Here is a 25,200-nt window from a genome sequence, read left to right on the forward strand (position 1 = left end):
GCCGAAAACTGCAGTTCGTCACTCGGGGCTGGAGCAGCGACGGCGATCTGGCGATACTCCGATCACAAATTTTGCTCCACAGGGGCGGGGAGTTCGCAGATGTTGTTCAGCAAAAAAGCCAGCCGACAAACGCGCCGCTTTGGTGCATCTTCCTTGTGCCTGACCCTGGCGGCGCTGGGGGCTTGCCTGGCGCCGGCCGCCCCGGCCGAGGCCAGCGAAGTTGTCAAGTTGGCTCGCTTGGTGATCACCGGCAAGCGCCTCAGTGCCATGCCGCAGCATCGGGCGGTGGCCGAGCAACTGCCACGTGTGGTGGTGCAAGGTCAGAGCGAAGGGCAGCAGAGCGATAAGCAAGTCGTGCTTTTGCGTGTTCCCGAAAGCAGACGGGCGCAATTCCAGCCCATCTGAAGGGATCGGCCTGAGGCCGATCCATAGGCTTTAGCCCCAGCTCGGTGGCTTCGGGTGCAGCCTGGCCATCGCCAAGGTGTCCACATAGGCGCCGGCGCGCAGCGCATAGGCCTTCATGCGGCCCTCTTGCTCGAAGCCAAAACTCTGATACAGCTTGATCGCACGCTGGTTGTCAGCGTAGACGGTCAACTCGATCCGCAAGACCTGACCCCAGTTGTCGGCATAGTCCAGCAGCGCCGCCATCATCGCTTTGCCCACGCCCTGACCTTGCGCCCAGGGCGCGACCGAAATGCCCAAACCCATTGCATGACGGCGCCGCAGCGCCGGGCCGACAGCGAACAAACCGGCGCTGGCGGCCAACTTGCCCTCGGCGTTCAGGGCCACCAGACTCAGATCGACCTTGCCCGGGGTTGCGCCTTCTTGTAGACGAGCCTTCCATTGGTCTTCCGAGGAGTAGGGGTTTTGCAGCAGGCTCGCGAACACCTCAGGGTGGGTCATCAATTCGGCGAAGCCAGCGGCGTCGCTGATTTGGGCGCGGCGGATGGTGATCTGCATCGGAGTTCTCCTGGGTTGGGTTGCAGCCGTTGGTAAAACAAAAAAGCCCGCTGGATCAGCGGGCTTTGACAGGGAGGGGGAATACTTTGACTTCTAGAGCCTAGGTCTGCCGCTGTTGACCAAGCTCGGGTTCTTGACGGGCCATAAATAGACCGTCCAGCGCAACGCACATCAGCATGCTGATGTTTGCAGTTAGAGATTGGCGGGCGGCTTGCATCGGGCCAGTATGCGGGGGGCGGCAAGGCTCGGTCAAGCACTATTGAAATTTGCGGCGTGCCAACGACAATCGCCCCATCATGCCAAGACTCAGCCCTATCCCTGCACCCACCAGCCTAGCGCCCCAACCCGATGAGGCGGCGCAGAGCGCAAGCACCCAAAGCCAGTCCAAAAAACGCGAATTGCAGCCGGCCGAGCGCTTTGCGCTGCGGGTGGGCGCAAGCACTATCGACGGTCTGGGTGTGTTTGCCGAAGAGGCAATCCCCGTGCGGCGCAAGATCGGTGAATTGCGCGGCGAATCGATCTCGGTGCGCGAAGCACGGCGCCGGGCCAAGGGCAGGGCGCGTATCCACATCGTTGAAGTGTCGGAAACCCGCGCGGTCGACGCGACCGACTCGGTCACCGCGCTGCGCAATATCAACCATTGCTGCGCGCCCAATGCGGTCTTACGCATCAGCCAAGGGCGGGTCGAGTTCTACGCCTTGCGCGATATTGAGCCCGGCGAAGAGCTGACCTGCCATTACGGCGAAAGCCACCATGAGGGGCGGCTCAGCTGCCGCTGCGGTGCAGCGAACTGCAGCGGCAAACTCTGAACGCCTTGGCGTGAATCAGGACGCCAGGTTCGGCGCTTGTTGCGCCAGCTTTTGCTGCAGCCAGAAGGTGCGCAGATCCTGCACCGAGAAAAGCGCGTCGTCGAGCAGCACGTCTTCGTCGACTTCTTCGTCTTCGTCGTACTGCTCATCGATATAGGCTTCGAGTTGATCGCCCGGCGGCATCGCCACCGCGGCCACACCCATCAACATCGCGTCCAGCATCTGGCCATCGTCGCTGTCTTCGTCGAAGATGTACCAGTCGGCTTCGTTGTCCTCAACCGCCTGCATAAAGCCCTCGACCCACATCAGACCGTTCGATGGCAATTGCTCAATTTGTTCGGCCGTCAGCACACCTTGGCTCAAGAGGCCGGCCTTGGTGGCTTCGTCAAACTCGGTGATCAGCGGCTCGATCAGCAGCGCTTCCGGGTCGGCGCCGAGTGCGACCGGCTCCAGGCTCAGGGTGATCTCGTTCCAACGCTCATGCAGCACGGTCATGAACTCTTCGGTGACGTCTTGCTCGTCGAGTTCGTCCGCCCAGTCATCACCGAACAAGGCGTCCATCGCCTCCAGCGGGCCGGCATCGGTGGGTCCGACGATCAAGGCGGTCAGGTAGCCGTCCAGCGTATCGATCGGCACCGCGTCCTCGTCTTCGGGCGTGTTGGCGGCCAGCATTTGCAAGAGGGCGGCCAGGCGTTCGGCGTTGGCGTGGTCAATCGTGGTGTCGCTCATGGCGGACTCCTGAAGAAGGGGAAAGGGAACAAGAAGAAAAAGGGCCCTTGGGGTTGTTCCCGAGGGCCCTTGTCAGATGCATGGTACTTAAATCAGAGTTTGCCTGCCACCCAGGTGGTGACGCTGGCCAATGCAGCCGGCAGCGCTGCCGGCTGCGTGCCGCCGGCCATCGCCAGATCGGCCTTGCCGCCGCCCTTGCCGCCGCATTGCTGGGCGACAAAATTGACCAGCTCACCGGCCTTGAAGCCGCGGGCCATATGGTCGGCCGTGACGCCGGCCGCCAAGTTGACCTTATCGCCATCGACCGCACCGAGCACGATCACGGCCGACTGCATCTTGTCGCGCAGCTTGTCGATGGTTTCGCGCAAGGTCTTGGCGTCGGCGCCGCTCAAGGTCGCCGTCAACACTTTCACGCCTTGCACATCCACGGCCTGGCTCAGCAGCTCATTGCTTTGGGCCGAGGCCAGCCGGCTCTTCGCGGCGGCTAGGTCTTTCTCCAGCGACTTGACCTGATCCAGCACCGCGTGCAGACGTGTTTCCAACTCGGCCGGCGCGGTCTTCAAGGCCTGCGCGGCGCGTCCGACGGTGTTTTCCAGTTCCTGGCAATAGGCCAAGGCGTTGTCGCCGGTGACGGCTTCAATCCGGCGCACGCCGGCGGCCACGCCGCCTTCGCTGACGATCTTGAACAGACCGATATCGCCGCTCGCCTTGACATGGGTGCCGCCGCATAGCTCTTTGGAGCTGCCAATCGTCAGCACGCGCACGGTCTCGCCGTACTTTTCGCCGAACAGCATCATCGCGCCGCTCTTTTGCGCGTCGTCCAGCGCCATCACTTCGGCGGAGGCCGCCGCGTTGGCAAGCACCTCGGCGTTGACTATCGCTTCGATCTTGGCGATCTCCTCGGCCGTCACGGGTGAGTTGTGCGCAAAGTCAAAGCGGGTGCGCTCGGCATTCACCAGTGAACCCTTTTGCTGCACATGGCTGCCCAGCACTTCGCGCAAGGCCTTGTGCATCAGGTGGGTGGCGCTGTGGTTGCGTACGCTCTTGATCCGCAACTCTGCGTTGACCTTGGCGGTGAATACATCGCCGACCGTGACCGTGCCTTCCAACACGCGGCCATGGTGGCCGAACACATCGGCTTGGATCTTCAGCGTGTCTTCCACGGCGAAGCGGCTTGACGGGTTGCGCAGCTCGCCCGCGTCACCGGCCTGGCCGCCGCTCTCGGCATAGAAAGGCGTGTGATCCAGCACCACCACCGCATCGTCACCGGCCTTGGCCGAAGTGACGCTTGCGCCGTCGATGTAGACCGCCGTGACCTTGGAGGTCTCGCAGACCAGGTGCTCGTAGCCGTGGAAGGCAGTCGGCACGCCGGCATAGGCCAGGCCTTGCGCCATCTTGAACTTACCGGCGGCGCGGGCCTGCGTGCGCTGGCGTGCCATCGCGGCATCGAAACCGGCCTGGTCGACCGTGACGTCACGCTCGCGGCAGACGTCGGCGGTCAGGTCGACGGGGAAGCCAAAAGTGTCATGCAGTTTGAAGGCCAACTCGCCGTCGAGTTGCTTCAGTTCGGGCGTCAAAGCACCTTCCAAGATTTCCATGCCGTTGGCGATGGTCTGGAAGAAGCGCTCTTCTTCCTGGCGCAACACTTCGGTCACGCGGGCTTGTGCCTGGCGTAACTCAGGGTAGGCGTCGCCCATCTGGTTGACCAACTCGGGCACGATCTTGTGGAAGAAGGTGGTGCGGGCACCGAGCTTGTAGCCATGGCGGATGGCGCGGCGGGCGATGCGGCGCAGCACATAACCGCGACCTTCATTGCCCGGAATGATGCCGTCAACGATGGTGAAGGAACAAGCGCGGATATGGTCGGCGATGACCTTCAGCGAGGCGCTGTCTTTGTCGCAGTCCAAGGCACCGGCTTCGTCCACGGCCTTCTTGGCCGCTTCGAGCAGCGCGGAGAAGGTGTCGATCGAATAGTTCGAGTGCACATGTTGCAACACCGCCGCCAAGCGCTCCAGGCCCATGCCGGTATCGACCGAGGGCTTTGGCAGCTTGTGCATCACACCGTCTTCGGTGCGGTTGAACTGCATGAAGACGTTGTTCCAGATCTCGATATAGCGGTCGCCGTTTTCGTCCGGGCTGCCGGGTGGGCCGCCGGCCACTTCGGGGCCATGGTCGAAGAAGATCTCGGTGCAAGGGCCACAAGGGCCGGTGTCGCCCATCATCCAGAAGTTGTCGCTCAGGTAGCGGCCGCCCTTGTTGTCGCCGATGCGCACGATGCGCTCGGCGGGGATGCCGACCTTCTTGTTCCAGATCTCATAAGCCTCGTCGTCCTCGGCGTAGACCGTCACCCAGAGCTTCTCGGCCGGCAGATGGAAGTGCTCGGTCAGCAATTCCCAGGCGTAAGCAATCGCGTCTTCCTTGAAATAGTCGCCGAAGCTGAAGTTACCCAGCATCTCGAAGAAGGTGTGGTGGCGCGCGGTGTAGCCGACGTTGTCGAGGTCGTTGTGTTTGCCGCCGGCGCGTATGCATTTCTGGCTGGTGGTGGCGCGGCTGTAGGCGCGCTTGTCAAAGCCCAGGAACACGTCCTTGAACTGGTTCATGCCGGCGTTGGTGAACAGCAGCGTCGGATCATCGCCGGGCACGACCGGGCTGGAGGCGACGATCTGGTGACCCTTGCTCTCGAAGAACTTCAGAAAGGTCGAACGGATTTCTGCTGCTTTCATTCCCGGGGGGCTTTCTGCTGTGACTGCACTTTTGGGCGCAGTAAATGCTTGATTTTTGGAGCTTTTGATTATAAGGGCGGGGGTCGCCCTTGCCGCGAAGAGGCGGCGCCCAAGAGCGGTTAGAGTGCGAACTCAAGACCTTCGATTTAGGAGATAGACAGATGACAAACAACAACAGCTCCCCGTTGGCCGCCCTGGATGACGCCAGCCTTTTGCGTACGCAGGCGCTGATCAATGGCGAATGGGTGGCCGGCAGCGCGCAGTTCGGCGTCACCGACCCGGCCACCGGTGCCCTGCTGGCCGAGGTGGCCAATCTCGGCGCGGCCGAGGCCGAAGCAGCGATTGCCGCCGCCAATAATGCACTTGGCCCCTGGCGCGCCAAGACGGCCAAGGAGCGCGGCGCCATTCTGATGCGTTGGCAACAACTGCTGATCAAGCATGCCGACGACCTGGCCCGCATCATGACGGCCGAGCAGGGCAAGCCCCTGGCCGAAGCGCGCGGCGAGGTGGTCTACGGCGCCAGCTTCATCGAATGGTTTGCCGAGGAAGGCAAGCGCATCTACGGCGAAACCATCCCGACCACTGACAACAACAAACGCTACCTCGTCATCAAGCAGGCCATGGGCGTCTGCGCGGCGATCACGCCCTGGAACTTCCCTGTCGCAATGATCACGCGCAAGGTGGCTCCGGCTTTGGCGGCCGGCTGCACGGTGGTGATCAAGCCGGCCGAGGCAACGCCGCTGTCGGCGCTGGCCGTGGCCGAGTTGGCTCAGCGCGCTGGCATGCCGGCCGGGGTCTTGAATGTGCTGACGGCCGATGCCGACAACTCGGTGGCCATCGGCCATGTGCTGTGCGACAGCGATGTGGTGCGGCATTTGTCCTTCACCGGCTCGACCGAGGTCGGACGCATCCTGGCCCGGCAATGCGCGCAAACGGTCAAAAAGCTGTCCCTGGAGTTGGGCGGTAATGCGCCCTTCATCGTGTTCGATGATGCCGACCTGGACAGCGCGGTCGAGGGCGCCATTGCCAGCAAATACCGCAATGCCGGCCAGACCTGTGTCTGCGCCAATCGCTTCTACGTGCAGGCTGGCGTGTATGACGCTTTCATTGAGAAACTGGCCGCCAAGGTGGGCGGCTTGAAGCTGGGCAATGGCTTCGAGGCCGGCGTCAATGTCGGCCCTTTGATCGATGAGGCGGCAATGGCCAAGGTTGAGTCCCATGTGGCCGACGCGCTGGCGCTGGGTGCTCGCTTGGTGGCGGGTGGGCAGCGCTCTGTCACTCAGGGTGCGCAATTCTTTGAGCCGACCCTGCTCGCCGACGTCACGCCGGCAATGTTGTGCTCGCGTGAAGAAACCTTCGGCCCGGTGGCGCCGGTGTTCAAGTTCACGACCGAGGCGGAAGTGGTGGCCTTGGCCAACAACACCGAGTTCGGACTGGCCAGTTACTTTTATAGCCGCGACATTGGCCGGGTGTTCCGCGTCGGCGAGGCGCTGGAATACGGCATGGTGGGCATCAACACAGGGCTAATCGCCACGGCGGAAGTGCCATTTGGCGGCGTCAAGCAAAGCGGTTTGGGTCGCGAGGGCGCGCACCAGGGTGTGGATGACTATGTGGAGATCAAGTACCTCTGCCTGGGCGATATCAACAAGTAATGCTTGATTGATCGTTGAACGAAAAAGAGGCCCCGCGAGGGGCCTCTTTCATGTGCGCTAGCCACCTGGATGGTGGCTTACTTGCTGCGTTAGCCCAGTCGCTTGTATCGCGCCGGGGCCTTCGGTAGCCACGAGTACCTTCCGGTACTCGTGTGCGACCTCAGAACTCGTAGCGCAGCGTGACTTGAACGGCCCACTGCGATTCGCCCTTGGTCTGGCGGGTTTCGTAGTCGTCGACGTTGAGAACGCTGTAGACATACTTGCCGTTTTCCATACCGGCGAAGTTCACGAAACCGCGACGATTGCCGCCTGCGCCGCCACCGGCAGTGAAGGGGATCTCGTCGATATGGCCCCACTTCTTGTTCAGCATATTGCCGAAGTTGAGCATGTCGACGGTGAACACACCCTTCTGGTTGCCGAAGAAACCAGGCACTTCCTGGCTCAGGCGCAAGTCAAAGGTGTTGGCGAACTTGGACTTGGCGGTGTTGCGGCCGATCACGCCGCCCTTGGCCGAGCTGAGGTCCGAATTGCTGTCCACAACTTCCCAGAACTTGGCTTCGGCAGCAGCGCCGGACGCGGCCACGGTTTGGCCAGGCAGGCGGAACAGCACCTCACCCGAACCCGGGGCCTTGGGGATGTACATCAGGTCATTGCCGCTGTAGCCGTCGCCGTTCATATCGTTCTTGAAGGTCCAGCTGTAGGGCTTGCCGGCACGCCCTTCATAGAACACGCCGAAGGTCGTGCGGTACTTGCCAACCAGGGCCTGCGACCAGTTCAAGGAGCCGTTGAAACGGTCTTTGATCAGGGACGAAGAGGTCGAGTTGACTTCTTCGTTCGGATTGAAGACCGCACGGTTGGAGTAGTTCGAGCCCGAAGTCGAGGAGGTCAGCGGGCTGACTTCCTTGGCGTTGGTGCGGGTGTAGGCAGCCTGCCAGCCCCAGCCCAGATTCTGCTGCGACAAGCTCAAGGTCAGGGCGTCGCCGCCGCCTTGCGATGTGCGCTCGGCCAGCAAGACATTGCCCCACTTGGTGTCACGCAAAGCCTTGGCGTTAGCGCCGCAACCGGTCGTCACGGTGGAACCACCGGCCGTCCAGCAGCCGGTGCTCAAGCCCTTGGCGTCGTAATACAGCTCGCGGCCATCGACACCCTTGACGGCACTTGGCGCACCCAGATTCAGATGCTTGTAGAAAATGGCATCTTGCGTCTTGGTGTGCAGCCACTCGGCGCCAGCCACCAGGCCAGCCCAAGGCAGCTCGGTGTCCAGGGCCAGATTCATCTTCCAGACCGAAGGCTGCTTCAACTCGCTGGAGATGAAGTCGATATTGGCCGCCGGTGGCACACCGTTGATCTCTTGCTGCTTGGCCGGGTCGGCATTGAACTTGACCGTGTTGCAAGGCACGGTGGTCGCGCCGCAGCTGAAGCTGGCCGTCGCCATTCCGGTGTTCGAGAAGGGGTTGGACAGCCAGACATTGGCTGCCGCACCCTGGAACAAGCCGAAGCCGCCACGCAGTTGCGCCTTCTTCTTCTCCAGGCCGGCAAAGGCGTAGTTGAAGCCGACACGTGGCTGGAACAGGGTTTGCCCATCAATGGTCTGGCGGTTGTCATAGCCAAACTTGGTCAACGCGGCCTGATTGAATAGCGGGCTGTCGCCAGTCTTGGCCATGTCCAAGCGTACGCCGCCGGTGACGGTCAGCTGATCGGTGACCGTCCAGGTGTCCTGTGCGAACAGGCCGATGTTTTGCAGCGTCCAGTTGGCCGCGCCGCTGTCGATCGTGTTGCCGTTCAAAGGCAGCTGCACGCTGTAGGACGAGGGCACACCGGCGCTCCACAAAGCAGCCGGATCGGTGCCACGGAAGCTGTAAGTACCCTTGGTGTTTTGCAAGAAGGCGTTAAAAGTGTCGTTGGACGAGTAGTCGCCGCCGAACTTCATTTCATGGTCGCCCTTGACCCAGTTGCCGGCCAGATAGGCGTCCAGCGTCTTGGTGTGCAACTCGTTGAAATGGCGGCTGTTCTCGGTACCAAAGAACAGCGTGCGATCGTTTTGGTAGATGCCGCCTGCCTTTGGATCACCCGGGTAGACCAGGGCGATCTGCGGAAGATTCGCGTTATTGGTCGGCGTGCTGTCGTACTTGCGGTTGGACAGCTTGAACTCGGTCGAGAAGTCCGGCGTCCAGTCGGCGAACCATTGGCCGACGACGGTCTCGATCTCCTTCTTCTGGCTCCACCAGTAGCTGCTCATCGACAGCGCCGTCGAGCCGAAGCCGGCAAAGGTCGGCTCGGCTTGCTCGGTCTTGGCGTAACGCAAGCTGGCGCGGTGCTGGGCGTTGATATTCCAGTCCAGCTTCAGTAAATAGTCCTTGACCGCCAGCTCGGTGCCGGCAGGGATGTCGGAGCTGCCGATATCGATGCCGTAGGTGTCCTTGGCCACCTTTTGAGCCGATGCGATCTGCGCAGGCGTGATGCCCACATTGGTCATAGCACTGCCGACCGGGCCATAGGCCGGCGCAGCGCGGGTGCTCTTCAGCTCTTCATAGCTGCCGAAGAAGAACAGCGTGTCCTTGATGATGGGGCCGCCGAGCGTGAAGCCCTTGGTGTCTTCCTTGAAGGTTGGCGGGTCAAAGAAGGTGTCCTTGACGCGGTCATAGCGCTTGCCGGCCATATTGTCATCACGGTAGACGTAATAGACGCTGCCCTTGAACTCGTTGGTGCCGGACTTGGTGACCGCATTGATGTTGGCGCCGGTGTAACCCTGCTGCGTGACATCGTAGTTAGAGATGTTGACCTGCACCGCCTGGATCGCATCGATCGAGATCGGCTGCTTGGCCGTCGGCATATTGTTGGCTTCCAAACCGAAGGTGTCGTTGGTGCGCACACCGTCGATGGTCAGCGAGTTGAAGCGGGTGTTCTGGCCCAGGGCCGAGATTTCACCGCGCTCTTTGTCCGTCTGTGCCACGCGTGGATCGGAGCGGGCATAGTCCTGCAGATTGCGCGCGATCGAAGCTTGCGCTTCCAACTCTTTGCGGCCGATGCTGGTGCCGGCACCCATGGAGGCCGAGTTGAAGCGGCTGGAAGCGGCTGTGCCGGCGACCACCACGGTGCTCAGCTGCTGCGCGCCCAGCGTCAGGTCAATGGCTTGGTTTTCGGCCAGTTGCAGATAGATCGCTTCGCGGACGACCTTGTCCTCGCCTTTGATCACGGTGATGGTGTAGGGGCCACCCACGCGCAGGCCGCGGACCGAGTAGCGGCCATCGGCATCGGTGACTAAATTGTTGACCGAGCCGGACTCTTGGTGCGCGATGACAACGTTTGCGCCGGCGACCGGTTTACCTTCTGCTGTCGTAACGCGGCCGCTGACGGCTGAGCTGGTGTTTTGCGCCATGGCTGGCGCTGTTGCCACGATGGCAATCGTGGATATGGCGACGCAGACCGCCGTCCGGGAAAACTCTGACCAAGCCCTGTTGCTCATCGAAAACTCCTAAAAAAACCGCAAATACGCGAAAAAATCCATTGATAAAACTGTACACCGGAGCAGTGCGCAAACGTTTACTTGCTTTTCAAATGCGCGCTCCCGCCACATTGAAGAAAGCCCGCCTTGCCAAAACCCGGGTCTTGTGCCTGCCAGATCAGATGCTGCTTAAACGCAGGCAGCGGAAGTAGTAAACGTTTGCGCAAGCCGATTTCAGCAAGTTTTGTGCCTGTTGCTGCCATTGGATGCCGATTGGACTGCTGACTCCAATCGAAACCCACCAAGCCGCTTGCGCATCAAGCGGCCGCGATAGGCGTAAAAAACGCCACACGCATACAAACCGAAATCCACCAAATACGGGCGTCAGTGTGCCGGCCCAATATGCATGCTCTGTGACAGTTGTGGATGGATTTGGATTTTGTAGCGTCAGTGCGACAGGGGATGCAGGTCTGGGCCTTGTCCTTGTTCCTGCGCGTGGTGGCCGAGTGCGGAGTCCGGCCGGCGTTAAGATCCGCCGCCCTGAACCCGTTCAGCCTGCCGATTTTCGATTTTCCGCTTTGCCAATTTTCGCTCTGTCAATTTCCGCTTTCTGGAGTCTGTCCTGATGCCGTCCATTCATTCCACCAGCCCGGCGCATTCATGCGCGCGAGCCTCAAACCAGGGCGGCGCGAGATCCACCTTGAATGCGCTGGCCGCCCTGGCGGTCGCCGCGATGCTGGCGGCCTGCACTGGCGTCTTGCCCAGGCAGGCCGAGCCTGGGGAGACCCGGGCAGCAAAGCCGGCATCGAAGCTTGACGCCAGCGCTTCGCCGCGCGAGCTGAGTATTTTTTCGATCAATGACTTTCACGGCCATATCCAGCCCAAGTCACCGACGCCCTTGATGCCGCGCTTGCCCGACGCGCAGACCGGCGAGCTTAAGCCCCAAGCGGCCGGTGGTATTGCTTACTTGGCGTCGGCGATGAGCAAGCTGCGCAGCGGCCGCGAACACTCGGTCTTTGTGGCGGCGGGCGACTTGATCGGCGCGTCGCCGCTTTATTCCGCTTTGCTCAAGGACGAGCCGAGTCTGGCTGCTTTAGGCGAGCTTGACTTGGTCGCCAGCGCTTTAGGCAATCATGAGCTGGACGCCGGCCTGATGGAGCTCAAGCGCAAGGCCAATGGCGAGTGCCCAGCGCTTGGCTGTGCTTGGCCTGAGTACAAAGGCCCCGGCTTCCCTTACCTGGCGGCCAATATGTTGGATGCGCAGACCGGCAAGCCTGTGCTGGGCACGCACATCATCAAGGAAGTAGCCGGCTTCAAGGTCGCTTTCGTGGGCGCGGTGACGCGCGACACGCCGATGGTGGTGATCCCGAAATCCATCGTCGGCCTGCGCTTTGCGGACGAGGCAGACACGCTCAACGCCTTGCTGCCCCAATTGCGGGCCGAGGGCGCACAGATTTTGGTCGCCGTGATGCATGAAGGTGCGAGTTTCAACGGCGCGGCCAATGACCCGAGCTATGAATGCCCGGGCCTGCAGGGGCGCGGTGTGGACATTGCCCGCCGGCTCGACCCGGCTTACGCCATCATCATCAGCGGCCACACCCATCAAGCCTATACCTGCAAGATCAATGGACGCTTGCTCGTGCAGGCTGGCAGTTATGGAGGCTGGGTGACGGAGAGTCGGCTGACCTTGGATGCCAGCGGCAAGGTACTGGACGCGCAGTCGGTGAATCACCCTGTCTTGCAGTCGGTCTACACGCCCAACCCGGCTTTTGTGGCCTTGGTGCAGCGGGCGGCCGCCTTGACGGCAGCCGTGCGCAACAAGCCGGTGGCCGATTTGAAGCAGGGCGCGCAGCGCAGCGTGCAAGCGCCTTTTGGGGATTCGACGCTGGGCAATTTGATCGCTGACTCCCAACTGGCATACGCCAAGAAGCGCGGGCCCGCCGATCTGGCCTTGATGAACACCGGTGGTATCCGAGCCGATCTGACTGTGGAGCCCGGCCGGCCGGCAACCATGAGCGATTTGTTCGCAATTCAACCTTTCGCGAACGAGTTGGTGGTGATGACAGTCAGCGGCGCGCAGCTGCGCGAGCTTTTGCAGCGGCAACTGCCCAAGGGTGACGGGCCGCCGCGCCTGCTGCAGGTGTCCAGCAGCTTGCGCTATCAATATCGCATCGGCGCCGATGGTGTTGCCCAGCTTGGCGCGGTCAGCCTGGGCGGGCTGCCGCTGGATGATCAGCGCAAGTACCGCCTGGTGGTGAATAACTTCATGGCCGAGGGCGGCGATGGGCAGAGCGTGCTGCGCCAAGGTACGGAGCGGGTCAGTGTGGGTGTCGATATTGACGCCATGATCGAATTGCTGACGGAAAATCCCGACGCAGTCATGCACATCGCGCCAGGCCGTATCCGCCGCGAATAGGCGGCTGCTTATATGGCCGCTCGGGCCTTCAAGCCCTGAAACAAGCGTTACGCTAGCGGCTGTGCCGTGGGGCGTCAACGCAAGGGGTGGGATGTTGGAGAGCAAGCGGCTGCATGGCTTGTCCGGCGGCTTGGATCCAAGCCGGATGAAGGCCTTGATCATTGATGAGGGCGAGCTGTCGCGCTCGGTGCTCAGCAATATGCTGCGAGATATGGGTGTGCCGACCGTGCACTCCGCGCGCCGGCCGGAGTCCGCGCGCAGCATGATCAAGAATGCCTCGCCCGCCTATGACATCATCATCACCGACTTTCATTTCACGCCGCAAAGCTCGCATGATTTGACCGGCCAAGATTTGCTCGACGAGCTGCGCCAGGCGCGCGGCCTGCCGATGCAAACTGCCTTCATCATGGTGACCGACGAGGCGCGCTACCAGCATGTGGCCGATGCGGTCGAGGGCGCGCTCGATGACTATCTGCTCAAGCCCTTCAACGCACGGCAATTTGATGAACGTTTGCGGGTGATTCTTGAGCGCAAATATGCCTTGCGTGAGGTCTTCGCCGCCATCGATGCGGGCGAGTTTGGTCAGGCCGCCAGCCTGTGCGAGGCCATGTTCGCGGCCAGCGCGACCTACCGTGTTTATGCCGCGCGGATAGGGTCCGAGCTGTATCTGCGCCTGGGCCAAATCGATGCCGCAAAGCGCATGTTCGAGGCCTTGCTGGCGACCAAGGCGGTGCCCTGGGCGCGCTTGGGTCTGGCGAAAATCGAGCTGGCCAATGCGGACTCGGCGACCGCCTGCCGGACCCTTGAAACCCTGCTGGCCGACAACCCGGCCTATGTGGACGCCTACGATGTTTACGGCCGTGCCTTGCTGGAGGAAATGAAGTTCGAGGCCGCTGTCGAGATGCTTGCCAAGGCGGTGCAGATCACGCCAGGCAATGTGGCGAGGCTGCAAAAACTGGGCTCATTGCAGCTTTTCCTCGGGGACAGCGAGAGTGCGGCTCGGCATTTGGGGGCGGCGCTGACCATTGGCTTGCATTCGCGTGCGCTTGATTTTCAAGGCGTGGTGGCGCTGGGCATTGCTTGCCTGGACATCGGTGATGAGGAGGGTTGCGCCCGCGCGCAGCAATGCCTGCAGGACGCCATCGCCCGCTATCCGACCTACAGCTTTCGCTTGCAAATGCTGTCCATGGCCTTGGAGACCGCGATGGATATGTTGTCGCGCCGCCAAGAGGCGAGTCTGGCCGGCTTGGGGCAGATGGCCGCACAACTCGACCAGACCGAGTTCAGCTTCGAGATGGCTTGCAATCTATTGCAACTCTTGGCCCGTTGCGCCCGTAACCAGCGCGTGCCGGGTGCGATGCGGTGGGCCGAGCTGGCGGCGCAGCGCTTTGCGATCTCCAAGCCAAGAACACGCTTGCTGGAAATGGCGACAGGGCAGCTGCCTTCGCTGGAAACGGTGGTACGCAATGCGGCCGGCGCCATCAACGAAGCCGCCCGTGACGCCATGACGCATCTGGTCAGCAAGCAGCACCAACGTACCTTGGAGGCCTTGTTGGAATTGGCCGGACGCAGCTTGAATGCGCGCATCATCAAGCTGGCGCAGGCCACCTTGAGCCACCATGGCCGGCATCTGACGGATGAGGTCGCGCAGCGTATGAGCGAGAGCCTGGGCGATTTGCAGCAGCGCTATGTGGACGGCGGTCGTCGCATCGTTGAGCGAAGCGAATGAGGGCGCATCAGCAGATGCTTGCTCAGCTTCGATTCAAAGCCTGCTGAATCTCATCCCGCACATGTTCGGCCAGCAAGCGCCGGTCGGCATGTGCGGTGGCCATCGCCGGCAGCACCTCAACCTTGACGCCCAGGCCCTTGGCAGTCAACACGCTCCAAAGGCTTTGCGCCAGGGTGGTGTCGCCAATGAAGCGGGCGGAGGAGCTGAAGCGCTCGCCCGGCTCGAACCAGCGCAGCAGCAAAGGCTGAATCGGCGTTTCGGTTGAGATGGCTGCTTGCAGCAAATTGCCGTGAAAGGGCAGCAACTCAGGCCCGGCGCTGGTTGTGCCCTCGGGGAAGACCGCCACTGTGTCGCCAGTCTTGAGCGCCTCGGCCGTCTGGTGCACCACCCGCAGCGCGTCGCGCTTGCTGGCCCGCTCGATGAAGAGCGTGCCCACGCCCGCCACCAACAGGCCCACAACCGGCCAATGCTTGACGTCGGCCTTGGAGACAAAACGCGCTTCTGGGATCACCGCATGTACAGCGGCAATGTCCAGCCAGGAAATGTGATTGGCGACCAAGAGCTTGGCGCCAGGTCTTGCGGCAAGACCTGATACCTCCAGGCTAACTCCAAAAATGCGCAGCATCTTGGCGGACCAGCGCTTGATATGCGCCTGCCGGGCCGCAGCATCCAAGCTGCCAAAGCGCAGCTTGATCAGCGCCAGGCCCCACAGCACATGCAGGCTGAAACGGAGCAGCCGGTAAACCGCTAACAGATGTCGCATCAGGCGCCGGCCGCCTCTTGACTTGCTTGCTGCGCATTTTCAAACGCGATATGCCCCGCCACCAAGGTGTAGCGCACCTGTGCCGGCAACTCGAAGCCGCTGGTTTCAAACGCAAACGGTGAGTGTTTGCCTTGGCTGCTTAACTTCTCGGGCGTGACGGCCCAGCTGGCAGCCGGGTCGAACACGCAAATATCGGCCACACCGCCGGCCACCAAGCGGCCGGCGCTGGCACCCAGCGAGCCCAGCGCCGTACCCAAGACTTGCACCGGCTTGGCGGTCACGACCTCCAAGGCCCGCGCCACGCCCAAGCCCTCATTGGCGGCCCAGCGCAAGGCCAGGCTCAACAGCAGCTCCAGGCCGGTGGCGCCCGGCGTCGCTTCGGCAAAGGGCACATTCTTTTCGTCGGCGGTGACTGGCATATGGTCGCTGACCAAGGCGTCCAGCGTCCCGTCGGCCAAGCCGGCGCGCAACGCGTCGCGGTCACGGCCTTGGCGCAGCGGCGGCGTCAGCCGCATCGCGGGGTTGAAGTAACCGATATCCACATCGGTCAGGTGCAGCGAGTTGATCGACACATCGGCCGTCAGCTTCAGGCCTTCGCGCTTGGCCGCGCGTACCAGCTCGACCCCGGCCGCGCTCGAAATCCGGCATAGGTGCACGCGCGCGCCGGTCGAGCGCATCAGCTCAAAAATCGTGTGCAGGGCGACGGTCTCGGCCATCACCGGCACCCCGCTCAGGCCCAGTCGTGTCGCCATCGCGCCACTGGCCGCGACGCCGCCGCCCAGGTACGCGTCTTGTGGGCGCAACCAGACCTGGTAGTCATAAGTGGCGGCATAGAGCAGGGCGCGGGCCAGCACCAAGGTGTCACGCACCGGCACTTCGGCTTGCGAGAAACCGATGCAGCCGGCCTCGGTCAGCTCGGCCATCTCGGTCAAGGCTTGCCCGCTCAAACCCTGGGTTAGTGCGCCCAGCGGAAACAGTCGGCAGCGGCTCAGCTTGCGGGCTCGGAACTTCAGCATCTCCACCAGGCCCGGCTCGTCCAGCACCGGCTCGGTGTCGGGCGGGCAGACCAGGCTGGTGACGCCGCCTGCCGCGGCCGCAGCCAGCTCGCTGTCCAGCATGCCTTCGTGCTCATGGCCGGGTTCGCGCAGGCGTGCCGCGAGGTCGACCAAGCCGGGTGCGACGATCAGGCCGCTCGCGTCGATGATGCGCTCGGCGGCGAAGTCGCTAGGCTCACCCAAGCTCACAATGCGGCCATTGGCGATCGCCAGATCGCCGATGCGGTCCAGGCCCGAGGCGGGGTCTATCAGGCGACCACCCTTGATCAAAATCTTCATGCTTCGTTTCCAGCGAGTATGGACATCACGGCCATGCGAACCGCGATGCCGAAGGTCACTTGCGGCAGGATCACGCTTTGCGCGCCGTCGGCCACGGTGGATGAGATTTCCACGCCGCGGTTGATCGGCCCTGGGTGCATCACGATCGCGTCGGGCTTGGCCAGTGCCAGCTTCTCCGGCGTCAGGCCAAAGTTCTTGAAGAACTCGCCGGCGCTGGGCAGCATGCCGCCATTCATGCGTTCGTTTTGCAGGCGCAGCATGATGATCACATCGGCACCGCGCACGCCCTCGGCCATGTCATGGCAGACCCTGACGCCCATCTCGCGCAGGTCGCCGGGCACCAAGGTCTTGGGGCCGACTGCGCGAATCTCGGGCACGCCGAGGATGTTCAGCGCATGGATGTCGGAGCGGGCCACGCGCGAATGCACGATGTCGCCGACGATGGCCACCGTCAGATTGCGGAAGTCCTTTTTGAAATGCCGAATCGTGTACATGTCCAGCAGGCCTTGCGTCGGGTGAGCGTGGCGGCCGTCACCGGCGTTGACCACATGCACATGCGGCGCGCAATGCTGGGCGATCAGATAGGGCGCACCGCTCTCGCTGTGGCGCACCACAAACATATCGGCGTGCATGGCCGACAGATTGGCCACGGTGTCGAGCAGGGTTTCGCCCTTGGCCGTCGAGCTGCGCGCGATGTCCAGGTTCAAGACGTCGGCCGACAGCCGCTTGGCCGCGATCTCAAAAGTCGTGCGGGTGCGCGTGCTGTTCTCGAAGAACAGATTGAACACCGACTTGCCGCGCAGCAGTGGCACTTTTTTGACCTCGCGGTCATTGACCGACAAAAAGCTGCCGGCGGTGTCCAGAATCTGGTGGATATTGGCCTGCGGCAGGCCTTCGATGGAAAGCAGGTGGACCAGCTCGCCGTGCTTATTCAGTTGGGGGTTGCGCTTGGAGAGCATCGGTCAATCTCCTTTGAGGTCAAAGCTGAAGCGGCCATCGTCGTCTTTCGCCAAGCGCAGCCGTTGCTCGGCCGCGAGATGGATGCGGGCGGCGGAAAACGCAGGCTCGATCGGCAGCTCTCGCCCGCCGCGGTCCACCAGCACTGCCAGCGTCACGCTGGCCGGGCGACCAAAGTCGAACAGCTCGTTGATCACCGCGCGGGTGGTGCGGCCGGTGAACAGCACATCGTCAATCAGCACGATGTGTCGGCCGCTGACGTCAAACGGCAGCTTGGTATGGTCGGCGCTGGCGGACATGCCGCGCGAGCCGAAGTCGTCGCGATGCAGTGAGCTGGAGATCACACCGGCGCTGCCGGCCAGGCCCAAATCGGTCTGCAAGCGCTCGGCGAGCCAGGCGCCGCCGGACCAGATGCCGACCAGCGCGCTGTCCGGGCGCATCAGTTTGCGGACGCCCTGCAGCAGATCTGCGTAGATCGCCTCGGCATCAAGTAGGAGTGTGCTCATGCTGTGCTTTCACGGAAAAATTGTTCAAGAATCAAGGCAGCGGCGGTGGAGTCGACATCGCGCACGCCGTAACTCTCGGCCTCGACGCTGGTGTAGCGCTCATCGACCTCAAACACCGGCAGCTTGAAGCGGCCCTTCAGCTGCCGGCCAAAGCGGCGCGCGCGCTGGGTGATCTCGTGCTCGGCACCGTCGGGGTGGAAGGGCACGCCTATCACCAGCGCATCGGGCTGCCATTCCTTGATCAGCTTGGCGATCGCCAAAAAGCGCGGCTCGCCCTCCAAGGCAATCGCTTTGAGTGGCTCGCCCCGGCCGATAAAACGGCTGCCGTTGGCAACGCCGACGCGTTTGGTGCCGAAATCAAAGGCCAGCAGAGATTGTGCGGAGCTCGCCGTCGTGATCATGCGTGGCCGGCCTCTTGGCTCAGCATGCGGGGGTCAACGCCGAGCAAGCCCAAAGCGCGCTCGTAACGCAACTCAACCGGCGTGTCGAAAATAATCTCTTGCGTCGCTTCAACGGTCAGCCAGCCATTGCGGCCGATTTCTTCTTCCAGCTGACCCGCCGCCCAGCCGCTATAGCCCAGCGTGACAAAGACCCGTTTGGGGCCGGCGCCGTTGGACAGCGCTTCCAGCACATCGCGGCTGGTCGTCATTTCCAAGCCGCCGGGCACGATCATGGTGGCGTTGTAATGGTTGCCTGCCGCGTCCAGCGGCGCATGCAGCACGAAGCCGCGCTCGGGCTGCACCGGGCCACCGTAAAAAACCGGCCTGTCGGCCAGTGCGTCCTTGGGTGGGCTGAGGTCGACCTTCTCGAACAGATTGCCCAGCGTCATGGCCATGGGCCGGTTGATCACCAGGCCCAGGGCGCCGTTCTCGTTGTGCTCGCAGATGAAGATCACGGCACCTTTGAAGCCTTCATCAAGCATGCCGGGCATGGCGATCAAAAATTGATTGGTGAGGACGATCCGGGTTTGCGACATGCAGGCATTTTATTCGCCCGCCAGCGACCAGCGACACTAGGCGCATGGAAAAGACATTCAAACGCGCGCTGATCTGGTTCAGGCGCGATCTGCGTGCCAGCGATCAGGCCGCTTTGCACCACGCTTTGAAGTCGGCCGAGCAGGTGTTTTGCGTCTTTGTGTTCGACAGCGACATCCTCAGTGAGCTGCCCCGCAGCGATCGCCGGGTGGTGTTCATCTGGTCCGCGCTGGGCGCGCTGGATGCCGATCTGGGTGCGCTGAAGCCAGGCGCTGGCCTGATCGTGCGCCATGGCTCGGCCAAGGATGTGCTGCCTCAGCTGGCCGCCGAACTGCAGGTTCAGGCGGTCTTTTGCAACCATGACGATGAGCCGGCTGCGCTCGCCCGGGACGCGCTGGTGGGCGAGCGCCTCGCCAGCTTTGGCTGTCAATTCAAGAGCTTCAAGGACCACGTCGTCTTCGAGCGCAGCGAGGTACTGACGGCGGTAGGCAAGCCGTACAGCGTGTTTACGCCCTACAAAAACGCCTGGCTGCGCAAGCTTGAACCTTTTTATCTGCGCGCCTATCCGGTGCTGCCTTATGCCGATGCTTTGGCCTCCAGCCCATTGAGGCGAGGTGTGCCGAGCTTGGCCGAGATCGGCTTTGAGGCCACCGACTTAAGCCCGCATCTGGGTGTGGGCAGTGCCGGCGCGCAAGAGCTGCTCGATGATTTTTTGCAGCGCATTGACCGCTATGACGACAGTCGCAACTTTCCTGCCGTCAAAGGGCCGAGTTACTTGAGCGTGCACCTGCGCTTTGGCACCGTGTCGATTCGTCAGTTGGCAAGCGAAGCCTGGCAGCGCATGCAGGCTGGACAGCATGGCGCCGAGGTGTGGCTGTCGGAGCTGATCTGGCGCGATTTTTATCACCAGATCATGCATCACCACCCGCATGCGATGCGCAGCGCTTTCCGGCCAGCTTATGACGCGATCCGCTGGGAGACCGGCGCGGATGCGGACCGACTGTTTGAAGCCTGGTGTACCGGAGCGACCGGATATCCCTTGGTTGATGCGGCGGTGTTGCAGCTCAATCAAACCGGCTATATGCACAATCGCTTGCGCATGGTCAGCGCTTGCTTCCTGATCAAAGACCTGGGGCTGGACTGGCGCCGGGGCGAGGCCTATTTTGCCGAGAGGTTGTTGGACTTCGACCTTGCCGCCAACAACGGCGGCTGGCAATGGGCGTCTTCCAGCGGCTGCGACGCGCAGCCCTATTTCCGCATCTTCAACCCGGTCACGCAGAGCGAGAAGTTTGATGCCGAGGGTAAGTTCATCAAACGCTATCTGCCGCAACTGGCCAAACTGCCGCCGAAGTTGATCCACGCACCTTGGACCGCCAAGCCTTTGGCGGTTCAAGCTTGCGGTGTGAACTTGGGGCAAGACTACCCGCTGCCCATCGTCAATCATGATGAAGCGCGCCAGGCCACCTTGGCGCGCTACGCGGTGGTCAAGAGCGCGCAATGAGCGCACCCATTCACAAGTCGACCCAAAAGGCCATTCATGGCGACTAATTTCAAGCATGTGCTGGCCGCGATGAGCATGGTGGCGGTGGCGGCGTCGGGGGCTGTCGAGGCTGGCGGCACTTCAGATGTCCAGACGCTGCCGGAGGTGAGCGTCGGCCGTATTGAGCGCTTGGCCAACTTCTCCTCGAAATGGGTGGACGCGCGCCATGTAGACGTCTGGCTGCCCGAAGGCTACTCTGCCGGCAAACGCTATCAAGTGCTGTACATGCACGACGGGCAGATGCTGTTCGACGCCAGCAAGAGCTGGAACCAGCAAGCCTGGGATGTGCACCTGAGCGTGGCTCGCCTGGTCGCAGCGGGGCGCATTCCGGATACTTTGATCGTCGGTATTTGGAATAACGGCAAGTACCGTCACAGCGAGTATTTCCCGCAGAAGTTTTTGCCGCTGATGCCACAGCCGCAGCGCGAGCGTTTGCTCCAGGCCGCGCTACAGAACAAGCCGCAGTCCGATGCCTATTTGCGCTTCATCGTTGAAGAGCTCAAGCCCGCGATTGATGCCCGGTACGCCACGCGACCTGAGGCTGCCAGCAGCTTTTTGATGGGCTCCAGCATGGGCGGACTGATCTCGGTCTACGCCATGAACGAATACCCGCAAGTCTTCGGCGGCGCGGCCGGCCTGTCTACCCACTGGATCGGGCAACACAAGCCCAACGCTGCGATTCCTCTGGCGGGCTTCAACTACCTGCGCGCCCATTTGGCCGCGCCCGAAACCCACCGGCTCTACCAAGATCACGGCACGACCGAGCTAGACGCGCTGTATGCGCCCTATCAGGTGATGGTGAACGATCTGGCGCGAGAACGCGGCTATGTGGACGGCGTCAATTTCGAAACACGCGTTTTTGACGGCAGCGGTCACAACGAGAAGGCCTGGGCCGAGAGGCTAGAAATTCCGCTGGAGTTCTTGTTGCGCAAGCCTTGAGCCGGAGCTTCGGAACGTTTGAGTGTTAGCGGAATGAGCGGGTGATGGGAATCGAACCCACGTGATTTGCTTGGGAAGCAAGAGTTCTACCATTGAACTACACCCGCATGGCGCGCAGTATAGCGGCTGCTTTTGCCGGCTTCAGACCAAAGCCTGGGCGAGTTGTCGCGCTTCGGACCCAAAGGCATAAGCGTCCATGCCCAGCGAGCCAAAAGTCAGGCTGGCGTGCAGGCGCTGCGGCGCCGCGTGAGTGCCTCCGGCGCCGGCGGCGATAAACCAGGGCAGCAGGTGCTCGTCGCTCGGATGCATCGCCACGCCATAGGGCGCTTGCCTGCGGTAGTCGAGTAGGGCCGGCCAGTCTCGGGCCGCACTGCGCTCAAGCCACCAGCTACGAAAAACGCGTGAGGCTTCAATTTCCGGCGCGTCGATCGCCGGTGGGCGGCCTTGCCCGAAGACCAGGCCGAGATTGTGCGTGATGCTGCCGCTAGCAATGATCAGCACGCCTCTTTGCGCCAGCGGCGCCAGCATCTGCCCCAGTGCGAATTGCTGTGACGGGCTGTCGCTGGCGACAAAGGCCAGCGGCAAGACGGGCACATCGGCGTCGGGGTAGAGATAGCGTAGCGGCGTCCACGCGCCATGATCCAAGCCAGTTTGCCCTGTCAGCGCGATGACCTGCCCAGCTTTCTGGGCCAGGCCCAGGACTTCTTCGGCCAAGTCGGGTGCGCCGGGCGCGTCATAGCGCAGCTTGAGCAGTCGATCATCAAAGCCGCCAAAGTCGTAGATCGCTTGATGGCCTTGGCCGGCCAGCAAAAAGGGCTGGCGAGCGCTGGTGTGGGCCGACACCATCAGGATCGCCCGGGGGCGCGCGTAGTTGGCGTCCAGCACAAGACCCAACTTGTGCATGAAGGCGCCCGCTTCGCGCGGCTCCAGAGCGGTCATCGGTGAGCCGTGTGAGAGAAACAGGGCAGGGAATGGTTTGCTGTTCGTCATGGACTTGATTGAACCCGAGCCGGGCTCGGCCGGGGTGGCGGCCGATTGAATCCGCCGTTCAGGGCTTTTGCACGCCCAGCGACATCGCGACTTGGACTGTCGCTACAGTGCAGGGCATGACTACCTCAATAGAAGCAACACGGGCTCAAACCTTGACGCCGCCGACGGTCTTGCAAATGGCTTGGCGCCAGCTCTGGCGCGACTGGCGGGCCGGCGAGTTGCGTTTGTTGATGCTGGCCGTGGCCTTGGCCGTGGGGGCGCTGTGCGCGGTGAGTTTTTTGTCGGACCGGCTGGATCAGGGCTTGCGCCGCGACGCCGCTCAATTGATGGGCGGTGACGCGGTGCTGCTGAGTGACCAACCCACACCGGCGCCATTGCTGGCGCTGGCCGAGGAGCTCAAGCTGACGCAGCTGGTCAGTGTCAACTTCCCCAGCATGGCGCGGGCCAGCGAGGCCCAGGGCGGGGCGAGCCGGCTGGTGGCGGTGAAGGCCGTGGGCAGTGCTTACCCCTTGCGGGGGCGCTTGCTCCTGCAAGATGGCCGCTCGGTGCAGGCGCCGGCGCGGGGTGAGGTGTGGGTGGACGAGCCGGTGTTAACGGCCCTGTCGCTCAAGCAAGGGGACAACTTGCTGCTGGGGGAGTTGAGCTTGCGTATCGCCGGGGTGATTGCGACCGAGCCCGACCGAGGTGCGGGCTTTCTCAATTTCGCGCCGCGCCTGATGTTGGCCGAGGCCGACTTGGCGGCGACCGGTTTGGTGCAGGCCGCCAGCCGCGTCACCTACCGTCTGGCCTTGGCATCCAATAGCGGCGACGCCAAGGCGGTGGCCAGTTTTGTGGCGCGAGCCTCTGTTTTGATTGAACGTTCGGGCTGGCGCGGCGTGCGCCTCGATTCCCTGGAGAACGGCCGTCCCGAGATGCGCCAAACCCTGGACCGGGCGAGCAAGTTTTTGAGCCTGGTGGCGATGCTGGCGGCGCTGTTGGCTGCGGTGGCGGTGGCCCTGGCGGCACGGGACTTCGCCGCGCGGCATATGGATGATTGTGCGATGTTGCGGGTGTTGGGACAGTCGCAGCGTCGCATCGCCTGGACCTATGGGCTGGAGTTTGGGGTGGCCGGCTTGGTCGGCAGTGCCTTGGGCGTCTTGCTGGGTTGGGCGGTGCACCATGGTTTTGTCAGCCTGTTGGCGGGGCTGCTGGATGTGAATCTGCCCAATCCGAGCTGGTGGCCAGTGGCCTTGGGGCTGGGTCTGGGCCTGAGCCTGCTGTTGGGCTTTGGCTTGCCCCCGGTGCTGCAACTGGCGGCCGTGCCGGCGCTGCGGGTGATCCGACGTGATCTGGGGAGTCTGAATGCGGGCTCTATGGTGGTCTTGGTGGCGGGGGTGCTGGGTTTCGCGGCGATCCTGATGGCGCTGTCGGGTGACTTGGTTTTGGGGTCCATCGCGGCCGGTGGTTTCGGGGCAGCGGTGGGGCTGTTTGCCTTGCTTTCCTGGCTGGCCGTGATCCTCTTGCGTCGGCTGGTACCGCTGAGTGTGAGTGGGCGGCAAGCACCACGCTGGTTGCTGTTGGCGACGCGTCAAGTGGCCGCGCGCCCCGGCTTTGCGGTGGTGCAGGTGTCCTCACTGGCGGTGGGCTTGCTGGCGCTGGCCTTGCTGGTGCTGTTGCGTACCGACCTGATCGACAGCTGGCGCCAGGCCACGCCTGCCAATGGGCCGGACCGCTTTGTGATCAATATACAGCCCGATCAAGCCGACGCGTTTCAATCCCGGCTGAAGGCAAGCGGTGTACAGCAGTACGACTTCTATCCGATGATCCGCGGCCGCTTGTTGAGCGTCAATGACAAGCCGGTGCAGGCGCAGAAGTTCGCGGATGAGCGCGCACAGCGTTTGGCCGAGCGCGAGTTCAATCTGAGCCACTCCAAGCAATTGCCGGCGCGCAATCAAGTGGTCGCAGGCACTTGGCTGGATGATGATGCCGAGGGGCTGAGCGTGGAGGAGGGCCTGGCCAAGTCGCTGGGCTTGAAGCTCGGTGACCAATTGAAGTTTGATGTTGCGGGCGTGGTGGTGCAGGGCCGCATCAACAGCGTGCGCAAGGTGGACTGGGCTTCGATGCGGGTGAATTTCTTTGTGATGTTCCCGCGGGCGGAGATGCCTGAGCTGCCGCGCAGCTTTGTAGCGGCGTTCAGGGCGCCTGCTGGCGCCGAGTTTGACCGGGGAATCACGCGCGAGTTTCCGAATTTGACCGTGGTGGATGTGTCGGCTCAACTCAATCAGGTGCAATCGGTGTTGAACCAGGTGATTCAAGCGGTGCAGTATTTGTTCGCCTTTTCCTTGGCCACCGGCTTGGTGGTCTTGTTGGCCAGCGTGAACAGCACCCGTGACGCGCGCACGCGCGAATTTGCCTTGATGCGAGCGCTGGGCGCCAGCTCTAGCTTGCTGGGTCAGGTGCAAAGAGCGGAGTTGCTGGGCGTGGGTTCATTGGCGGGCTTCTTAGCGGGCGTGGTGGCCCTGATATTGAGCGGCCTGCTGGCGCACTATGTGTTCGGTTTCAATTGGAGCATCAATTTTTGGGTGCCGTTGATCACCATGGCTGCCGGGGCAATGCTAGCGCTGACGGCGGGTTGGTGGAGCTTGCGCGGTGTGCTCACCCGTCCGGTCACTCAGACGCTGCGGGAAGCTGACACCCAATAGCCCGTCTAAGCTTGCCCAATAGAAAACGGGCCTCTAGGGCCCGTTGATCATGC

At 62.5% G+C, this 25,200-nt stretch carries 19 protein-coding genes and 1 tRNA gene; 8 read left to right on the plus strand and 12 right to left on the minus strand.

The window, feature by feature from the left end; genetic code table 11:
• Nucleotides 1–99 precede the first annotated feature (99 nt).
• The gene (locus tag PRZ03_RS03740; protein ID WP_263531848.1) at nucleotides 100–405 is read left to right on the plus strand and encodes a hypothetical protein; all 306 of its coding nucleotides are present in this window, start codon (nucleotides 100–102) and stop codon (nucleotides 403–405) included.
• A 30-nt stretch (nucleotides 406–435) separates the two neighbouring features.
• On the opposite strand, the gene PRZ03_RS03745 is transcribed toward PRZ03_RS03740, so the two are convergent.
• Nucleotides 436–960: a GNAT family N-acetyltransferase gene (locus PRZ03_RS03745; RefSeq protein WP_273599093.1), complete on the minus strand. Its 525-nt coding sequence runs from the start codon at nucleotides 958–960 to the stop codon at nucleotides 436–438.
• Between the two features lie 296 nt (nucleotides 961–1,256).
• Between PRZ03_RS03745 and PRZ03_RS03750 the strand changes: the two genes are divergently transcribed.
• Entirely contained in the window at nucleotides 1,257–1,769 is a 513-nt protein-coding gene (locus tag PRZ03_RS03750) for an SET domain-containing protein (RefSeq protein WP_273599094.1), read from the plus strand.
• A 15-nt stretch (nucleotides 1,770–1,784) separates the two neighbouring features.
• On the opposite strand, the gene PRZ03_RS03755 is transcribed toward PRZ03_RS03750, so the two are convergent.
• Nucleotides 1,785–2,498, minus strand: coding sequence for a UPF0149 family protein (locus PRZ03_RS03755; protein ID WP_273599095.1), 714 nt, complete (start codon nucleotides 2,496–2,498; stop codon nucleotides 1,785–1,787).
• 92 nt (nucleotides 2,499–2,590) lie between these two features.
• Nucleotides 2,591–5,221 carry an alanine--tRNA ligase gene (gene alaS / locus PRZ03_RS03760; RefSeq protein WP_273599096.1) on the minus strand — a complete coding sequence of 877 codons (2,631 nt, stop codon included), beginning with the start codon at nucleotides 5,219–5,221 and terminating at the stop codon, nucleotides 2,591–2,593.
• 161 nt (nucleotides 5,222–5,382) lie between these two features.
• Between alaS and PRZ03_RS03765 the strand changes: the two genes are divergently transcribed.
• Nucleotides 5,383–6,873: an NAD-dependent succinate-semialdehyde dehydrogenase gene (locus PRZ03_RS03765; protein ID WP_273599097.1), complete on the plus strand. Its 1,491-nt coding sequence runs from the start codon at nucleotides 5,383–5,385 to the stop codon at nucleotides 6,871–6,873.
• Nucleotides 6,874–7,033: 160 nt separating this feature from the next.
• Here the strand turns inward: PRZ03_RS03765 and PRZ03_RS03770 are convergent, their stop codons facing one another.
• Nucleotides 7,034–10,339: a TonB-dependent receptor gene (locus tag PRZ03_RS03770; RefSeq protein WP_273599098.1), complete on the minus strand. Its 3,306-nt coding sequence runs from the start codon at nucleotides 10,337–10,339 to the stop codon at nucleotides 7,034–7,036.
• 604 nt (nucleotides 10,340–10,943) lie between these two features.
• Between PRZ03_RS03770 and PRZ03_RS03775 the strand changes: the two genes are divergently transcribed.
• Both PRZ03_RS03775 and PRZ03_RS03780 read left to right on the plus strand, forming a co-directional pair.
• Nucleotides 10,944–12,734 carry a bifunctional metallophosphatase/5'-nucleotidase gene (locus PRZ03_RS03775; RefSeq protein WP_273599099.1) on the plus strand — a complete coding sequence of 597 codons (1,791 nt, stop codon included), beginning with the start codon at nucleotides 10,944–10,946 and terminating at the stop codon, nucleotides 12,732–12,734.
• Nucleotides 12,735–12,825: 91 nt separating this feature from the next.
• Nucleotides 12,826–14,463: a response regulator gene (locus PRZ03_RS03780; RefSeq protein WP_273599100.1), complete on the plus strand. Its 1,638-nt coding sequence runs from the start codon at nucleotides 12,826–12,828 to the stop codon at nucleotides 14,461–14,463.
• 22 nt (nucleotides 14,464–14,485) lie between these two features.
• Here the strand turns inward: PRZ03_RS03780 and PRZ03_RS03785 are convergent, their stop codons facing one another.
• From PRZ03_RS03785 to PRZ03_RS03810, 6 genes are read right to left on the minus strand one after another with little or no spacing between them, the layout of a single operon-like run.
• Complete coding sequence (locus tag PRZ03_RS03785; RefSeq protein WP_273599101.1) at nucleotides 14,486–15,226, minus strand: lysophospholipid acyltransferase family protein; 741 nt, start codon at nucleotides 15,224–15,226, stop codon at nucleotides 14,486–14,488.
• Nucleotides 15,226–16,560, minus strand: a complete 1,335-nt coding sequence (locus PRZ03_RS03790; RefSeq protein WP_273599102.1) for a dihydroorotase — start codon at nucleotides 16,558–16,560, stop codon at nucleotides 15,226–15,228. The genes PRZ03_RS03785 and PRZ03_RS03790 overlap by 1 nt, the downstream gene beginning before the upstream one ends.
• A complete protein-coding gene (locus PRZ03_RS03795; RefSeq protein WP_273599103.1) occupies nucleotides 16,557–17,519 on the minus strand; it encodes an aspartate carbamoyltransferase catalytic subunit in 963 nt (320 codons plus the stop codon). Before PRZ03_RS03795 ends, PRZ03_RS03790 begins: the two co-directional genes overlap by 4 nt.
• A 3-nt stretch (nucleotides 17,520–17,522) precedes the next feature.
• Complete coding sequence (gene pyrR, locus PRZ03_RS03800) at nucleotides 17,523–18,023, minus strand: bifunctional pyr operon transcriptional regulator/uracil phosphoribosyltransferase PyrR (protein ID WP_273599104.1); 501 nt, start codon at nucleotides 18,021–18,023, stop codon at nucleotides 17,523–17,525.
• Nucleotides 18,020–18,424: a Holliday junction resolvase RuvX gene (gene ruvX, locus PRZ03_RS03805; RefSeq protein ID WP_273599105.1), complete on the minus strand. Its 405-nt coding sequence runs from the start codon at nucleotides 18,422–18,424 to the stop codon at nucleotides 18,020–18,022. Before ruvX ends, pyrR begins: the two co-directional genes overlap by 4 nt.
• Nucleotides 18,421–18,999: a YqgE/AlgH family protein gene (locus PRZ03_RS03810; protein WP_273599106.1), complete on the minus strand. Its 579-nt coding sequence runs from the start codon at nucleotides 18,997–18,999 to the stop codon at nucleotides 18,421–18,423. The genes ruvX and PRZ03_RS03810 overlap by 4 nt, the downstream gene beginning before the upstream one ends.
• 44 nt (nucleotides 19,000–19,043) lie before the next feature.
• On the opposite strand from PRZ03_RS03810, the gene PRZ03_RS03815 reads away from it, so the two are divergent.
• Complete coding sequence (locus PRZ03_RS03815) at nucleotides 19,044–20,498, plus strand: cryptochrome/photolyase family protein (RefSeq protein WP_273599107.1); 1,455 nt, start codon at nucleotides 19,044–19,046, stop codon at nucleotides 20,496–20,498.
• Between the two features lie 36 nt (nucleotides 20,499–20,534).
• Nucleotides 20,535–21,476, plus strand: a complete 942-nt coding sequence (locus PRZ03_RS03820) for an alpha/beta hydrolase (RefSeq protein WP_273599108.1) — start codon at nucleotides 20,535–20,537, stop codon at nucleotides 21,474–21,476.
• 36 nt (nucleotides 21,477–21,512) lie between these two features.
• Here the strand turns inward: PRZ03_RS03820 and PRZ03_RS03825 are convergent.
• Both PRZ03_RS03825 and PRZ03_RS03830 read right to left on the minus strand, forming a co-directional pair.
• Nucleotides 21,513–21,583: transfer RNA gene (locus tag PRZ03_RS03825), tRNA-Gly, on the minus strand.
• Between the two features lie 34 nt (nucleotides 21,584–21,617).
• Nucleotides 21,618–22,466 (minus strand): dioxygenase family protein, encoded by an 849-nt coding sequence (locus tag PRZ03_RS03830; protein ID WP_273599109.1) that lies wholly within the window; start codon nucleotides 22,464–22,466, stop codon nucleotides 21,618–21,620.
• Between the two features lie 116 nt (nucleotides 22,467–22,582).
• Between PRZ03_RS03830 and PRZ03_RS03835 the strand changes: the two genes are divergently transcribed.
• On the plus strand, nucleotides 22,583–25,147 hold the full coding sequence (locus tag PRZ03_RS03835) for an ABC transporter permease (protein WP_273599110.1): 2,565 nt from the start codon (nucleotides 22,583–22,585) through the stop codon (nucleotides 25,145–25,147).
• Nucleotides 25,148–25,200 lie beyond the last annotated feature (53 nt).

This window comes from Roseateles albus (assembly GCF_028595345.1).
Classification (GTDB): Bacteria; Pseudomonadota; Gammaproteobacteria; order Burkholderiales; family Burkholderiaceae_C; genus Paucibacter_A; species Paucibacter_A albus.

Bases quoted from the DNA above. Each gene is read 5' to 3' on its own strand.
- PRZ03_RS03770 (WP_273599098.1), bottom strand. From the start codon at position 10,339: ATGAGCAACAGGGCTTGGTCAGAGTTTTCCCGGACGGCGGTCTGCGTC.
- PRZ03_RS03795 (WP_273599103.1), bottom strand. From the start codon at position 17,519: ATGCTCTCCAAGCGCAACCCCCAACTGAATAAGCACGGCGAGCTGGTC.
- PRZ03_RS03815 (WP_273599107.1), top strand. From the start codon at position 19,044: ATGGAAAAGACATTCAAACGCGCGCTGATCTGGTTCAGGCGCGATCTG.
- PRZ03_RS03765 (WP_273599097.1), top strand. From the start codon at position 5,383: ATGACAAACAACAACAGCTCCCCGTTGGCCGCCCTGGATGACGCCAGC.
- PRZ03_RS03835 (WP_273599110.1), top strand. From the start codon at position 22,583: ATGACTACCTCAATAGAAGCAACACGGGCTCAAACCTTGACGCCGCCG.
- PRZ03_RS03750 (WP_273599094.1), top strand. From the start codon at position 1,257: ATGCCAAGACTCAGCCCTATCCCTGCACCCACCAGCCTAGCGCCCCAA.
- PRZ03_RS03755 (WP_273599095.1), bottom strand. From the start codon at position 2,498: ATGAGCGACACCACGATTGACCACGCCAACGCCGAACGCCTGGCCGCC.
- ruvX (WP_273599105.1), bottom strand. From the start codon at position 18,424: ATGATCACGACGGCGAGCTCCGCACAATCTCTGCTGGCCTTTGATTTC.
- PRZ03_RS03785 (WP_273599101.1), bottom strand. From the start codon at position 15,226: ATGCGACATCTGTTAGCGGTTTACCGGCTGCTCCGTTTCAGCCTGCAT.
- PRZ03_RS03775 (WP_273599099.1), top strand. From the start codon at position 10,944: ATGCCGTCCATTCATTCCACCAGCCCGGCGCATTCATGCGCGCGAGCC.
- pyrR (WP_273599104.1), bottom strand. From the start codon at position 18,023: ATGAGCACACTCCTACTTGATGCCGAGGCGATCTACGCAGATCTGCTG.
- PRZ03_RS03790 (WP_273599102.1), bottom strand. From the start codon at position 16,560: ATGAAGATTTTGATCAAGGGTGGTCGCCTGATAGACCCCGCCTCGGGC.
- PRZ03_RS03810 (WP_273599106.1), bottom strand. From the start codon at position 18,999: ATGTCGCAAACCCGGATCGTCCTCACCAATCAATTTTTGATCGCCATG.
- PRZ03_RS03745 (WP_273599093.1), bottom strand. From the start codon at position 960: ATGCAGATCACCATCCGCCGCGCCCAAATCAGCGACGCCGCTGGCTTC.
- PRZ03_RS03780 (WP_273599100.1), top strand. From the start codon at position 12,826: ATGTTGGAGAGCAAGCGGCTGCATGGCTTGTCCGGCGGCTTGGATCCA.
- PRZ03_RS03830 (WP_273599109.1), bottom strand. From the start codon at position 22,466: ATGACGAACAGCAAACCATTCCCTGCCCTGTTTCTCTCACACGGCTCA.
- PRZ03_RS03740 (WP_263531848.1), top strand. From the start codon at position 100: ATGTTGTTCAGCAAAAAAGCCAGCCGACAAACGCGCCGCTTTGGTGCA.
- PRZ03_RS03820 (WP_273599108.1), top strand. From the start codon at position 20,535: ATGGCGACTAATTTCAAGCATGTGCTGGCCGCGATGAGCATGGTGGCG.
- alaS (WP_273599096.1), bottom strand. From the start codon at position 5,221: ATGAAAGCAGCAGAAATCCGTTCGACCTTTCTGAAGTTCTTCGAGAGC.